Source organism: Limnohabitans sp. TS-CS-82, assembly GCF_002943475.1.
On sequence record NZ_PTQX01000003.1, the window covers coordinates 140,981 to 154,426 of the forward strand.

Sequence of the window (13,446 nt, forward strand, 5' to 3'; positions counted from 1 at the left end):
GGGCGCGGTGCTTAAGCAGGGTGCTGCGCGGCACGCTGTTGGGCCAGCGCGACATACCAGTCAAGACAAGCGGGGTTGGCCATGGCGTCTTTGTTGACGACCTTTTCAATCGGCTGACCCAGCAGAAGTTTCTTGATGGGCAGCTCTTGTTTTTTGCCGGACAAGGTGCGTGGAATTTCGGCCACTTGAAAGATCTCGTTGGGCACAAAACGCGGACTGAGCGCGGTCTTGATGGCGTTGTTGAGCTTGGCTTGCATGGCGTCGTCCAAGGTGACGCCTTCGCGCAACACCACAAACAAAGGCATGTAGCTTTCGCGGCCCAAGTACTCCAAGTCGACCACCATGCTGTCGAGCACTTCGGGCAAGGCTTCGACGGCGCTGTACAACTCGCTGGTGCCCATGCGCAGGCCGTGGCGGTTGATGGTGGCGTCGCTGCGGCCGTAGATGATGCAAGAACCGGTGACCGGATTGATCTTGAGCCAATCGCCATGACGCCACACGCCGCCCAAGCTGGCAGGGCCATCACCGCCGCCAGGCTGTCGGCCATGGCCTGCGGGGTACATGTCGAAGTAGCTGGAGAGGTAACGGGCGTTGTCTTTGTCGCCCCAAAAATACAACGGCATGGACGGCAACGGCTGCGCACAAACCAGCTCGCCCACGTCGCCCAACACGGGTTGGCCTTGCTCGTTCCACGCTTCAACGGCGCAGCCGAGCAAGCGGCATTGCATTTCGCCAGGGACCAAAGGCAGCTCGCGGTTGCCGCCAATGAAGGCGCCCGCAAAGTCGGTGCCGCCGGAGATGTTGCACCACCAAATGCTGGGCGTGCCCAAACGTTCAAACTGCTGCGTGCCCCAGCGCTGCGCGTCTTCGCTCAAGGGCGAGCCCGTGGTGCCCAAAGCGCGCACCGACTGAAGGCCTTGCAAACCGCTGAGGTCGATGTTGGCTTTGAGGCAGTTGGCAAAAAATGCCGCGCCTGCACCGAAGAAGGTCACGCCGTTGTTGGCCGCAAAGCGCCACAAAGTGGTCCAGTCGGGTTTGTCTTTGCTGCCGCCGGGGTTGCCGTCGTAAATGACGCAGGTGGTGCCGTTGAGCAGGCCGCTGAGTTGAGCGTTCCACATGACCCAACCAGTCGAGCTGTACCAGTGGTAGCGCTCGCCAAAGCTGTTGGGGTGGTAGCTGCAACCTATGTCGTTGTGCAAGACCTTCAAGGCCAGCGCGACGATGAGCGTGCCGCCGTGGCCATGCACGATGGGTTTGGGCAAACCGGTGGTGCCGCTGGAGTAGACGATCCACAGCGGGTGGTTGAAGTCCAGCCACAGGGGCTCAAAGGTTTGGGTGGCTGCGTCGTTGCGGGCGATGGTGTCCGCAAAGTCGGTGCTGTCGGGCAGGCTGGCTTGGTCGTTGAGGTTGCGCAACACCACCAAGTGCTGCACGCTGGGCAAAGCGGCGCGCATGTCAGCCACGACTTGCAGGCGGTCATGGTCGCGCCCGCCGTAGCTCACGCCGTCGCAGGCGATCAAGACCTTGGGTTCGATTTGGGCAAAGCGGTCGAGCACGGCGTTGGTGCCCATGTCGGGGGCGCAAATGCTCCACACACCACCCACGCTGACCACGGCCAAAAAGGCGACCATGGCTTCAGGAATATTGGGCAAATAGGCCGCGACGCGGTCGCCAGGCTGCAGGCCTTGAGCTTGCAAATGCAGTGCCAACGAGGCGGCTTGGCGTTTGAGCTCGGGCCAGCTGAGTTCGCGGTGCAGGCCTTTTTCGTTCTCGCTGATGATGGCGGGAAAGCCCGCGGCATGCGCCGCATCGGCGTGCCTGAACACTTGCTGCGCGTAGTTGGCTTGCGCGCCGGTGAACCACTGGCCACCGGGCATGGCGTTCTTGACCAAGGCGGCTTGGTGCGGCGTGGGCGACTGCAGATCGAAGTAGTCCCAAATGCTTTGCCAAAACGCATCGAGCTCGGTGGTGGACCAACGCCACAGCGCGTCGTAATTGTCAAAGCGCAGGCCGCGTTGCTCACTCAGCCAGTTTTGGTAAAGCCGAATTTGAGGAGAGAAAGGTGGCTTGGCGGACATGGCTCAGGCTCCGTTGCGCTGCATGCGCTCGCTTTTCCAATACACATCGTCACCACCGTTGAGGCGGTTCAGCACGCGGGCCAACACAAACATCAAATCGCTCAGACGATTGAGGTACTGGCGTGGCGCTTCTTGAATGGCCTCTTCGTTGCCCAAGGCCACCACCGCACGCTCGGCACGACGTGCCACGGTGCGGCAAACGTGCGACAAGGCGGCACCGCGCGTGCCGGCGGGCAAGATGAATTCTTCGAGTTTCGGTAATTGCGCGTTGTACGTTTCCAGCGCGGCGTCAAGGGCTTGCACGGCCTCTTCTTTGAGCAACTCGAAACCGGGAATGGACAACTCGCCGCCCAAGTTGAACAGCTGGTGCTGGATCTCGACCAACACGTCGCGCACGTCGGTGGGCATGTCTTCGCAGAGCAAGACGCCGATGTGCGAGTTGAGCTCGTCGACCTCGCCCATGGCGTGGACACGCAAGCTGTTTTTAGACACGCGTTGGTTGTTGCCTAAACCTGTGGTGCCCGCGTCGCCGGTGCGAGTGGCGATTTGGGTGAGTCGATTGCCCATGAATGTTTCCTCAGCAAATGGTGGCGCTTATTGTGCCTGTCACGCAAGCGGCCTACGCGGCTCTGCGCTTGTTCTTAGAATGGACAAAAGCTTAGGAGACTCCCCCATGAACGCCCCCACATCCCCCCAACACTTGGCGCCACACGTTGCACAACGCGAGGTGCCCGCCGCTTTGATCGCGGCATTGCAAAGTCGCTTTGGCGTCAACTGCTCGACCGCGCAAGTGATTCGCGAGCAACACGGCCGCGATGAGTCGGCCTTCACCACCGTGCCGCCCCCTGCCGCCGTGGTGTTTGCGGAAAGCACGCAAGACGTGGCCGACGCGATCAAGCTGGCTGCGCAATACCAAGTGCCTGTCATTCCTTTTGGTGTGGGCTCGTCGCTCGAAGGCCACTTGCTGGCTGTGCAAGGCGGCATCAGCGTGGATGTGGGCCGCATGAACAAGGTGCTGAGCATCAACGCCGAAGATTTGACCGTGACGGTGCAACCCGGCGTGACGCGCAAGCAACTGAATGACGAAATCAAAAGCACAGGACTGTTCTTCCCGATCGACCCCGGTGCCGATGCCTCAATTGGCGGCATGAGCGCCACGCGCGCGAGCGGCACCAACGCCGTGCGTTACGGCACCATGCGTGAAAACGTGTTGGCCTTGGAAGTGGTGACGGCCAGCGGTGAGGTGATTCGCACCGGCACACGCGCCAAAAAATCGTCCGCCGGTTACGACTTGACCCGCCTGTTCGTGGGCAGCGAAGGCACGCTGGGTGTGATGACCGAAATCACCGTGCGCTTGTACCCGCTGCCCGAGGCCGTGTCTGCTGCGATTTGCTCGTTCCCCAGCATCGAAGCGGCGGTGCACGCCACCATCAGCATCATCCAAATGGGGGTACCGATTGCGCGTGTGGAGTTGATCGACACGAACACGGTGCGCATGGTCAACGCCTATGCCAAGCTCGGGCTGGCCGAGTCGCCCATGTTGTTGATGGAGTTCCACGGCTCGCCCAACGGCGTGAAAGAACAAGCCGAAACCGTGCAAGAAATTGCCACCGACTTAGGCGGTCAATCGTTCGAGTGGGCCACCACCCCCGAAGAGCGCACCCGCTTGTGGACGGCGCGTCACAACGCTTATTTCGCTGCGCTGCAAAGCAAGCCGGGCTGCCGCGCCATCAGCACCGACACCTGCGTGCCGATCAGCCGCTTGGCCGATTGCTTGCTTGACTCAGTGGCCGAGGCCGACGCCTCAGGCATTCCCTATTTCTTGGTCGGCCATGTGGGCGACGGCAACTTCCACTTTGGTTATTTGATCGACCCCAACATTCCCACCGAACGCGAGACCGCCGAAGACCTGAACCACAAGCTGGTCAGCCGCGCGCTGAGCTTGGGCGGCACTTGCACAGGCGAGCACGGCATTGGTCTGCACAAGATGGATTTCTTGGTGACCGAAACCGGCGCCGGCGCTGTGGACATGATGCGCACCATCAAGCGGGCTTTGGACCCGCACAACATCATGAACCCAGGGAAGATTTTTTCAATGTAAGCAGCTTCTCGACGTGGTCACACATCTTGACCGCGTCGAATGGTTTGAGCTCCACCGCATTCACGCCAGCGGTGCTGAAGCGTTCTAAGTCTTGCGGGTTGACGTTGGCCGTGAGCCCCAAGACCGGCGTGTGACACGCTGGGGCGTCCAAGGTTTGGCGCAAGGCGGTGGTGGCCTCGATGCCATCCATTTCGGGCATCACCATGTCCATCAACACCACATCAAAGCTTTGCGACTTCAACGCGGCGAGTGCTTTGAGCCCGTTGTCCGCCTCGACCAATTCACAATTTTTCCAACGGCTTTTCAGAATTTGACGGGCGAGCAAGCGGTTGATCGGATGGTCATCGACCACCAAGAAACGCCGAGGTGTTTCGCTGGCCGCCACGGGCAGATCGGGCTCAGGCGCTTCCACCTTGGGCGGCGTGACCTCCGTCAATGGCAAGGTGAACCAAAACGTGGACCCACGGCCCGGCGTGCTTTCAAAGCCAATGTGCCCACCCATGAGCTCGACCAACCGTTGGGTGATGGACAAACCCAAGCCGTTGCCGCCATAACGCGATTGAATGTCGTCATCGGCTTGCACAAAACGCTGAAAGATTTTGGGTTGCTGCTCAGCCGCGATGCCAATGCCGCTGTCTCTGACCGAGAAGAACACGCACAGAGGCTGCTGTTGCACACGCAAGGTGACATGGCCTTGGTGCGTGAACTTGATGGCGTTGCCCAGCAGGTTGACCAAGATTTGCATCAAACGATGGCGGTCTGCGCGCACCCAGTGCGGCACGGCGGCATCGATCTCGCATTTGTAGGCCAAGTGCATGCTGTGCACGCGAGGGCCGAATAACTCAAAAGCGGTGTTGACCGTATCGCGCAACTCAAACACCTCGGGCTGTACTTTGATTTGCCCCGCCTGCAGCTGCGAGTAGTCCAACACATCGTTGATGACGGTGAGCAAATGGTCGGCAGATTGACGCGTGTGGTTCAAAATTTTCAACGCCTGCGGCTTGTCTTTGACGCGCTTGAGCAGCATGGCGTTGAAGCCCAAGATGGCGTTCATCGGTGTGCGCAACTCGTGGCTGACCGTGGCAATGAATTGCTCGCGCAAGGCCGAGGTGCGCAACAACTCTTGGCGTTTTTCTTCCAGCTCTTGGTTGTGTTTTTTGCGCTTTTGATACGCCTGCAAATACATGTTGTCGTACAGGAACGGGACAGAAATGGTGATCAACAACACAATGTTGTAGCTCGCAAAAGACGACCACACTTGCTGCCGCCCTAGGGTGAGTTGATCAGGCATGAACCCATGCCAATTCAGAAATGCCAAGACCGCCTCAGCAGCCAAGGCAATGCCCATCCAAATAACACCTGCACGTCGTCCCACAACATAAAACACCACCAAGGGCATCATGGCCATCCATGCCATGCGAGGGGAGAAAATGCCGCCCGACATCCAAGCGGCATACAACACCTGCGCCATGCCCGCCGTGACAGCAATGTGCACGCACACATCCAACGAAGCACCTCGGCTGAACAGCACCAACAGCGCAACCAACACACACGCAAACATCAGGGGAACAGGGATGTGATTCGGGTAAGGCGTGACGATGGACAACAGCACCATCGCAGCGATCAAAATCCAAACCAAAATGTAAAGGTACGGCAGCTTTCCCTCTCGAAAGCGTTGCGGCAACCTAGGCACGGCCCAGCGCGTGAGGTGTTCAATCCACGTCTGCTTCATGTCAAACGGCCTTGTGATGCCAGGACCAAAAGGGCCGATATTTTGTCCACCAACTGCTGCTGATCCATCGGTTTGTTGAGCACGTCATTCATGCCAGCGGCCAAGCATTTGTCACGGTCGACGGGGTTGGCGCTGGCGGTCAGGGCCAGCACAGGCATTTGACGCGCAGGCGCATCGAAGTCATGACGCAAGGTGCGCACCACCTCTAGGCCATCGATCTCGGGCATCACCATATCGAGCAACGCCAAATCAAACGGCGTTTGACGCAGATGCGCCAAAGCGGCCGCTCCGCCCGTGGCTTCGGTCACCTCGGCCTTGGGGAAGCATTTTTTCAACATCAAACGCGCCACCATCAGGTTCACGGCGTTGTCGTCGACCAACAAAATTTTCAGAGCGCGGTCGGCCAAGGTTCGCGCCACTTCAATAGCGGCCTTTCCGTCTTTGGAAGCCACGGCCCGCAATGGCAATTGGAACCAAAAGCGCGCGCCCTTGCCCTGCGTGCTGTGCACGCCAATGAGCCCGCCTTGGAGCTTGACCAAGCTTTCGCAAATCGACAGACCCAAACCCGTGCCACCGAATTGGCGGTTGGTTTGCACATCGGCATGTTCAAACCGATTGAAAATTTGTTCTTGCCGATCTTCGGCAATGCCAATGCCCGTGTCTTCAATTTCAAACAAAACACCTGCACCCACCGGCTGCACACGCACTTGGATGCGCCCCTGCGTGGTGAACTTGACGGCGTTGTCCAGCAAATTTTTAAGCACTTGGATGACGCGCTGACGGTCACCCTTGACCCACAAGGAGTCAACCATGCGCGTGTCGGCGGTGAGCTGCAGACCTTTGGCTGCGGCCGTGTCGCGGTACAAAGCCATCACCGTTTCAACGGCCTCGGCAACCGCAAAATCGTCGGGGTGCAAGGTCAGCAGACCGGCTTGTAGTTGCGAGAAATCCAAGATGTCGTTGATCACTTGCAGCAGTTGCTCGGTGGAGCGCCGAATGTGATCGACCACGTCGGTGTCTTCGGGACGATCGCTCAACTCGGTGCGCAAGATGCCGTTAAGTCCCAAGATGGCATTCATGGGCGTGCGCAATTCATGGCCGACCGATGCAATGAATTCGTCTTTGTGGGCCTGTGCGCGAATCAAGGCTTGGTGCGTCACTTCGAGGTCGGCATTGCTGCGGTCAATTTCACTGACCTGCAAATAGTGCATACGCTCTGAAAAATAACCAATGAGCATGGCCGTACAAACCACGGCCACCTTGGTCCCCAAGGCCCACAGCAAGACGTTGTTACGCAGATCGGCATTGGCATTGAAATACCCCTCCAACGTGCCAACCAGAATGAACACGTTGCTCGTCAACACACCCGCCAGCCAAAACAAAGCCGCACGCCGTCCCAGCAACATGATGACGGGCAACACCACCACCACGGTCCACACCATCGCTGGCGAGTTGATGCCACCGGTGTAGATGGCCACGTAGTCGATCATGAAAATAGTCAGGAAGACGCCTAAATTAACGGCCAGCCCGTAAGACAACCCCAAGCGCAAAGCGACAAACAAACCCACAAAGCAAATGGCACCCCACACATGGAAGTACGGGTCATAGCCTGGGTTTTCAAAAAAATAAAAAGCAAAGTTGTAAGAAGCCGTCATCCACAACATGACGGTGAATAGCCAACGCCTGCGTTCCAGCGTGGTGCCGTCAAACCGGGCACCGGGCATTAACCAATCTTTCAACCTTGACAGCATGGATGTTTATTTCTTGCGACTTAGGTGCGCAGTTTGTCGATCAGCCCATTGAGTTCGTCCAGCGAACCAAACTGAATCGCCAACTCGCCCATCTCTTCGATGCGGCCGTGGCGTTTGACACGTTTCTTGATGCGCACCTCAACTTGAGCCATCAGCAAGTCCGACAGCTCTTCTTCGACGCGCTTCAAATCACGCGACTTCTCTTTCTTCGGCTTTTGCGGGACTAAGTTGAACTCTGCGCTGAGTTTTTTAACCAAACTCTCCGCTTCGCGCACCGACATGCTCTTGGCACTGATTTGATTGGCGGCTGTGATCTGCGTGGCGCGGTCTAGGGCCAGCAACGCACGGGCGTGGCCCATGTCAATGTCACCGGCCATCAACATGCCTTGCACGGGCTCGGCCAAGTTGATGAGGCGCAACAAATTGCTGGCGGCGCTGCGTGAGCGTCCCACGGCCTGCGCGGCTTGTTCGTGCGTGAGGCCAAATTCTTTGATGAGACGCTGCAAGCCTTGGGCTTCTTCCAAGGGGTTGAGGTCTTCACGCTGGATGTTTTCAATCAGCGCCATCGCGGCGGCGGCCTCGTTGGGCACATCGCGCACCAGCACAGGCACGCGGTCTAAACCGGCCAATTTGGCGGCACGGCTGCGGCGCTCACCGGCAATGATTTCGTATTTGCCCGCGTTGGGACCATCGGCCAGTTGACGCACCAAAATCGGCTGCATGATGCCTTGGGCTTTGATGCTCTCGGCCAACTCATACAAGGCGCCTTCGTCCATGCGTGTGCGCGGCTGGTACATGCCGGGGACCATGTCAGTCAGCAGCAAGGTAGTGGGCAAACCGTCGTTGGCAGCGGCCACAGCGGCGGCGGCATCGTCCACTTTGGGGCCGAGCAAAGCTTCGAGGCCGCGGCCTAAGCCTTTGGGTTTTTTAGTAACCATGGGTAACTTCTTCTTCGAGTAATTGTTGTAAAAGCGCGTGGCCTTGCGGCCAATTGCCAATGCGAGAGTCCGCGTTGAGGTGGCCACACATGCCCCCATCCGCCATCGACGAGCCCCACGCCTGAGCCAGCGCACTGGCCCGCATGAAGCTGCAATACGGGTCGTTGCGGCTGGTGACCACGATGCTGGGAAATGGCATGCGGTCACGCACGATCGGGTGCCAGCTGTGCAAGATGTTTTGCATCTCGGGTCGCTCGGCGTCGCACGGTGCCACCAACAAAGCCGCTTTCACGCGGTGGGTGTTGCGCGAGTGTGCCGCCCACGCAGCCACCTGAATACAGCCAAGGCTGTGCGCCACCAGCACGCTCTGCGGGTGCTGCAAAACCGCCTCTTCGAGTTGCGCCATCCAGTCACCACGCAAGGGGCGATCCCAGCTGTGCTGCTCAACGCGCACATAGCCGTGCTCGGCCTGCCACAGACTTTGCCAATGCGCGGGCCCGCTGTTGTGCCAACCGGGAAGCAGGAGAACTTGGGGCGTCACCCGCGTGTTCGCCATCTGCGAATCAAATGGCTTTGACACGTTCGACCATCTCTTGCGCAAACTCCACAAAGGCTTGGCTGCCCTTGGCTGAAGGGTCAAACACCACGCCAGGCAAGCCGTAGCTCGGGGCTTCGGCCAAACGCACATTGCGCGGAATGACGGCGTTGAACACTTTGTCGCCGAAGTGGTCACGCAGCTGATCGCTGACTTGTTGTTGCAAGGTGATGCGCGGGTCAAACATGACGCGCAAGAGGCCAATGATTTTCAAATCGCGGTTGAGGTTGGCGTGCACTTGCTTGATGGTGTTGACCAAATCGGTCAACCCTTCCAACGCAAAATATTCGCACTGCATGGGCACGATCACGCCGTGCGCGCTGCACAAGCCGTTCAGCGTGAGCATGGACAGCGAAGGCGGGCAATCGATCAGGACGAAATCGTATTCATGCTGAACGCTAGCCAACGCCAGTTTGAGGCGATTCTCGCGACGCTCTAGGTCCACCATTTCCACTTCAGCACCGGCCAAGTCGCGGTTGGCACCCAGCACGTCGTACGTGGCCGCTTTGGCACGCGCGCCTTCGTCGCCCCAGTTGCTGCGCACACGCGCTTCCACAATGCTGGCAGATTCAAGCAGTACGTCGTACACCGACAAGGCCAACTGACGCTTGTCCACACCAGAGCCCATGGTGGCATTGCCTTGCGGGTCTAAGTCGACCATCAACACACGCTGCCCCACGCTGGCCAAACCTGCCGCCAAATTGACGGTGGTGGTGGTCTTGCCGACGCCACCTTTTTGGTTGGCAACACAGAAAATTTTGGCCATGAAGGGCTTTCGTGAAAGGAGAAAAAATTACTTGAAAAAAGCCAGCTTGAGGCCAAAACCAATCAGCAGCAAACCTGCGATCTTGTTCAACACCCACCCAATCAACGGGTTGGCACGCACGCGTGCAGCCAAGAAGTGCGCGAGCAAAACAGCCACCAGACCGTAGCCAAAGGTCAACGCCGCAATGGTCGCGGCCATCACGCCAAAGGTGAGCAAGCCTTGGTGGATCGCAGGCGTCACAAACAACGGGAAGAACGCCATGTAAAACACAATGGCCTTGGGGTTCAACACCGTGATGAGCAGCGCTTGCCGAAAGTAATGGTGCGGGGCCATGTTCAACACGGGCGCATCGCCAATTTTGGTTTTCAACAACGCAAAACCAAGCCCCACCAAATAAGCTGCCCCCGCCCACTGCACCGCAGAAAACACCGAAGGACTGGCCACCAACAAAGCCGCCACGCCCGCTACCGCAGACCACAACAGCACCTGATCGCCTGCAATCACACCCAAGGTGGCTGCCATGCCGCCGCGCACACCGCCCTTGGCTGTGGCCGTCAACAAGGCCAAATTACCGGGGCCGGGAATGGCTAGAAAAACAATGATGGCAACGACAAAAGCGCCGTAGTCGGCAATACCGAACATGGAAACCTCAAAAACAGAAGAGGGGGCAGTTTAACCCCGCATCCAGACGATGCAGCGTTCGGCATCCAAACCAGGCACTTGGAGCTGTTCCACGTGAAACACATTCACCCCTTCGGGCAAGACGGCCATCTCTTGCTCGGGGTGTTTGCCCTTCATCGCCATCCATACACCGTGAGACGCCAAAGCAGACTTAGACCAAGTGGTGAAGTCAACCAAAGAAGCAAAGGCACGCGAGCACACCACGTCGTAAGGCTGGGCGAGCGACTCAACCCGTGCATGCAAACCCTTGAGATTGGGCAAACGCAAAGTGGCTGCCACTTGCTGAACAAACGCCGCCTTCTTGGCCACCGTGTCCACGCAAGTCACCTGCACATCCGGGCAAGTGATGGCAATGACCACGCCGGGCAAGCCAGCGCCGGCACCTACATCTAACAGGCGAAAAATGGGGGGTGTCGTTGTTGGCACAGCCTTATCCGCCTCGCCCACAGCTGCACCCCGCACGTGCGCAGCAGCAACTGCCGCGCCACCCAAGCCAGCAACAGCCTGAGCGTCGGGAACCAACTTAGCCAGCTCACGGCGCAAAGGGGCAATCACCGCCAAGCTGTCGAGCAAGTGGTGCGTGAGCATCTCCTCCGCATCGCGCACCGCCGTCAGGTTGTAGACCTTGGTCCACTTGGCAATCAAATCCATGTAGGCCAACAACTGGGCTTGGCGCTCGTCACTGACGGGCAAGCCCAAGTCTTGCAACCCAGCGCGCAGCTTTTCTGACAAAGGATGCATCTCAGCTCGCCTCCACCGCAGTTGGCGCAGACGCAGACGCGTCGGCGCCCGCCTCTGCCGCAAAACCCTTCACGCGCGAACGCTTGAGGTGGATCAACAACAAAGAAATAGCAGCAGGCGTGATGCCCGACAAACGCGAGGCCTGCCCCAAAGTCTCGGGACGGTAACGCGTCAGGCGCTGACGCACCTCAATCGACAAGGCCGTGACTTGTTCGTAATCCAAGGTTTCTGGCAACCGCAGGTTTTCGTATTGCGCCGCACGCTGCACTTCATCGCGCTGGCGATCAATGTAGCCCGAGTACTTTGCTGCGATCTCGACTTGCTCAATCACAGCACGCGTTGTTTCACGTGAAACGTCACCCGCTGCCAACCCGTCAACCAATTCGGCGCTCTGGTACTTGCCCGCATCGAGGGACATCAAACCTTCGTAACTCACATCGGGACGGCGCAACAAATCGGCCAAGCTGTATTCATGCTCAATGGCCTTGCCCATGACGCGCTCAGACTCCGCGGCAGACAAATTGCGTGGATTCACCCAAGTGGACTTGAGGCGTTCTGTTTCACGTGAAACAGCATCGCGCTTGCGGCTGAAAGCCTCCCAGCGGGCATCGTCCACCAGGCCCATTTGACGGCCGACTTCGGTCAGGCGCATGTCGGCGTTGTCTTCTCGCAATTGCAAGCGGAACTCGGCGCGGCTGGTGAACATGCGGTAAGGCTCGGTCACGCCCTTGGTGGTGAGGTCATCGACCATCACGCCCAAATAGGCTTGGTCGCGGCCTGGCATCCATGCGCCGCCAAAGTCGTTGGCCGCACCGGCCAAGCTGCGACATTGCAGCGCAGCGTTGATGCCCGCAAACAAACCCTGTGCCGCCGCCTCTTCGTAACCGGTGGTGCCGTTGATCTGCCCCGCAAAGAACAAACCACCGAGGGCACGGGTTTCAAACGTGCGCTTTAACTCACGCGGGTCGAAATAGTCGTACTCAATGGCATAGCCAGGGCGAATGATGTGGGCGTTTTCCAAACCCTTCATGGAGCGCACCAACTCGTACTGAATGTCAAACGGCAAGCTGGTGCTGATGCCGTTGGGGTAGTACTCGTGGGTGGTCAAGCCTTCGGGCTCTAAGAAAATTTGGTGGCTGTCTTTGTCGGCAAAGCGGTTGATCTTGTCTTCCACACTCGGGCAATAGCGCGGACCCACGCCCTCAATCTTGCCGGTGAACATGGGGCTGCGGTCAAAGCCGGAGCGGATGATGTCGTGGGTGCGTTGGTTGGTGTGGGTGATCCAGCACGGCATGTGTTGCGGATGCATGGACGCACGGCCCATGAAGCTGAACACAGGCACTTCGCCTAACACGCCAGCCGAAGGTGCGCCCGTCGCTGTCTGTGAGGCCACGCCGTCACCTGGCTGCTCGGTGCATTGACTGAAGTCAATCGTGCGGCCATCGATGCGCGGGGGTGTGCCGGTTTTCAATCGCCCTTGCGGCAACTTCAATTCTTTGAGACGTGCAGACAAGCTCACGGCCGGTGGGTCACCCGCGCGGCCACCGGCGTAGTTGTTCAGGCCCACATGGATCTTGCCGTCCAAAAACGTGCCCGCCGTCAACACCACGGTGCGGCTGCGGAAACGAATGCCCGCTTGCGTAGAAGCGCCCACCACGCGGTCGCCCTCCACCATCAAGTCGTCTACGGCTTGCTGGAACAGCCACAAGTTCGGCTGGTTCTCCAACATGCGACGGATGGCGGCTTTGTACAAAATGCGGTCGGCTTGCGCGCGAGTCGCCCGCACGGCTGGGCCTTTGGAGCTGTTCAAAATGCGGAACTGAATGCCGCCCTCGTCCGTGGCCAAAGCCATCGCACCGCCCAAGGCATCCACCTCTTTGACCAAGTGGCCTTTGCCAATGCCGCCGATGGACGGGTTGCAACTCATCTGGCCCAGGGTTTCGATGTTGTGCGACAGCAGCAAGGTTTTCGCGCCCATGCGCGCAGACGCGAGCGCGGCTTCCGTGCCGGCATGGCCACCGCCAACGACGATGACATCAAATTCTTCGGGGTACAACATAAAA

11 protein-coding genes are annotated in these 13,446 nt (G+C 58.8%); 1 reads left to right on the forward strand and 10 read right to left on the reverse strand.

Annotated features, from left to right (window positions below; all coding sequences use genetic code 11):
• Nucleotides 1-11 precede the first annotated feature (11 nt).
• The gene (locus tag C5F52_RS08490; protein WP_104797926.1) at nucleotides 12-2,078 is read right to left on the reverse strand and encodes an acetoacetate--CoA ligase; all 2,067 of its coding nucleotides are present in this window, start codon (nucleotides 2,076-2,078) and stop codon (nucleotides 12-14) included.
• A gap of 3 nt (nucleotides 2,079-2,081) precedes the next feature.
• Nucleotides 2,082-2,645, reverse strand: a complete 564-nt coding sequence (locus tag C5F52_RS08495) for a cob(I)yrinic acid a,c-diamide adenosyltransferase (RefSeq protein WP_104797927.1) — start codon at nucleotides 2,643-2,645, stop codon at nucleotides 2,082-2,084.
• A gap of 106 nt (nucleotides 2,646-2,751) precedes the next feature.
• Between C5F52_RS08495 and C5F52_RS08500 the strand changes: the two genes are divergently transcribed.
• Complete coding sequence (locus C5F52_RS08500; RefSeq protein ID WP_104797928.1) at nucleotides 2,752-4,179, forward strand: FAD-binding oxidoreductase; 1,428 nt, start codon at nucleotides 2,752-2,754, stop codon at nucleotides 4,177-4,179.
• On the opposite strand, the gene C5F52_RS08505 is transcribed toward C5F52_RS08500, so the two are convergent.
• Genes C5F52_RS08505 through mnmG form a run of 8 tightly spaced genes read right to left on the reverse strand, consistent with a single transcriptional unit; the run spans nucleotide 4,148 to nucleotide 13,442 of the window.
• Entirely contained in the window at nucleotides 4,148-5,911 is a 1,764-nt protein-coding gene (locus tag C5F52_RS08505) for an ATP-binding protein (RefSeq protein ID WP_104797929.1), read from the reverse strand. The two genes, C5F52_RS08500 and C5F52_RS08505, sit on opposite strands and share 32 nt — an antisense overlap.
• The gene (locus tag C5F52_RS08510; protein ID WP_104797930.1) at nucleotides 5,908-7,662 is read right to left on the reverse strand and encodes an ATP-binding protein; all 1,755 of its coding nucleotides are present in this window, start codon (nucleotides 7,660-7,662) and stop codon (nucleotides 5,908-5,910) included. The genes C5F52_RS08505 and C5F52_RS08510 overlap by 4 nt, the downstream gene beginning before the upstream one ends.
• 20 nt (nucleotides 7,663-7,682) lie before the next feature.
• Nucleotides 7,683-8,600: a ParB/RepB/Spo0J family partition protein gene (locus C5F52_RS08515; RefSeq protein ID WP_104797931.1), complete on the reverse strand. Its 918-nt coding sequence runs from the start codon at nucleotides 8,598-8,600 to the stop codon at nucleotides 7,683-7,685.
• Entirely contained in the window at nucleotides 8,590-9,156 is a 567-nt protein-coding gene (locus C5F52_RS08520) for an alpha/beta hydrolase (protein ID WP_201746994.1), read from the reverse strand. The genes C5F52_RS08515 and C5F52_RS08520 overlap by 11 nt, the downstream gene beginning before the upstream one ends.
• Nucleotides 9,157-9,163: 7 nt before the next feature.
• The gene (locus C5F52_RS08525; RefSeq protein ID WP_104797932.1) at nucleotides 9,164-9,961 is read right to left on the reverse strand and encodes a ParA family protein; all 798 of its coding nucleotides are present in this window, start codon (nucleotides 9,959-9,961) and stop codon (nucleotides 9,164-9,166) included.
• Nucleotides 9,962-9,988: 27 nt separating this feature from the next.
• The gene (locus tag C5F52_RS08530) at nucleotides 9,989-10,603 is read right to left on the reverse strand and encodes a LysE family transporter (protein ID WP_104797933.1); all 615 of its coding nucleotides are present in this window, start codon (nucleotides 10,601-10,603) and stop codon (nucleotides 9,989-9,991) included.
• A 30-nt stretch (nucleotides 10,604-10,633) separates the two neighbouring features.
• Nucleotides 10,634-11,383, reverse strand: coding sequence for a 16S rRNA (guanine(527)-N(7))-methyltransferase RsmG (rsmG, locus tag C5F52_RS08535; protein ID WP_104797934.1), 750 nt, complete (start codon nucleotides 11,381-11,383; stop codon nucleotides 10,634-10,636).
• Nucleotide 11,384: 1 nt separating this feature from the next.
• Complete coding sequence (mnmG, locus tag C5F52_RS08540; RefSeq protein ID WP_104797935.1) at nucleotides 11,385-13,442, reverse strand: tRNA uridine-5-carboxymethylaminomethyl(34) synthesis enzyme MnmG; 2,058 nt, start codon at nucleotides 13,440-13,442, stop codon at nucleotides 11,385-11,387.
• Nucleotides 13,443-13,446 lie beyond the last annotated feature (4 nt).

Coding starts and splice junctions, on each gene's coding strand:
- C5F52_RS08505 (WP_104797929.1), bottom strand. CDS start 5,911: ATGAAGCAGACGTGGATTGAACACCTCACGCGCTGGGCCGTGCCTAGG.
- C5F52_RS08515 (WP_104797931.1), bottom strand. CDS start 8,600: ATGGTTACTAAAAAACCCAAAGGCTTAGGCCGCGGCCTCGAAGCTTTG.
- C5F52_RS08525 (WP_104797932.1), bottom strand. CDS start 9,961: ATGGCCAAAATTTTCTGTGTTGCCAACCAAAAAGGTGGCGTCGGCAAG.
- C5F52_RS08500 (WP_104797928.1), top strand. CDS start 2,752: ATGAACGCCCCCACATCCCCCCAACACTTGGCGCCACACGTTGCACAA.
- C5F52_RS08490 (WP_104797926.1), bottom strand. CDS start 2,078: ATGTCCGCCAAGCCACCTTTCTCTCCTCAAATTCGGCTTTACCAAAAC.
- rsmG (WP_104797934.1), bottom strand. CDS start 11,383: ATGCATCCTTTGTCAGAAAAGCTGCGCGCTGGGTTGCAAGACTTGGGC.
- C5F52_RS08530 (WP_104797933.1), bottom strand. CDS start 10,603: ATGTTCGGTATTGCCGACTACGGCGCTTTTGTCGTTGCCATCATTGTT.
- C5F52_RS08495 (WP_104797927.1), bottom strand. CDS start 2,645: ATGGGCAATCGACTCACCCAAATCGCCACTCGCACCGGCGACGCGGGC.
- mnmG (WP_104797935.1), bottom strand. CDS start 13,442: ATGTTGTACCCCGAAGAATTTGATGTCATCGTCGTTGGCGGTGGCCAT.
- C5F52_RS08510 (WP_104797930.1), bottom strand. CDS start 7,662: ATGCTGTCAAGGTTGAAAGATTGGTTAATGCCCGGTGCCCGGTTTGAC.
- C5F52_RS08520 (WP_201746994.1), bottom strand. CDS start 9,156: ATGGCGAACACGCGGGTGACGCCCCAAGTTCTCCTGCTTCCCGGTTGG.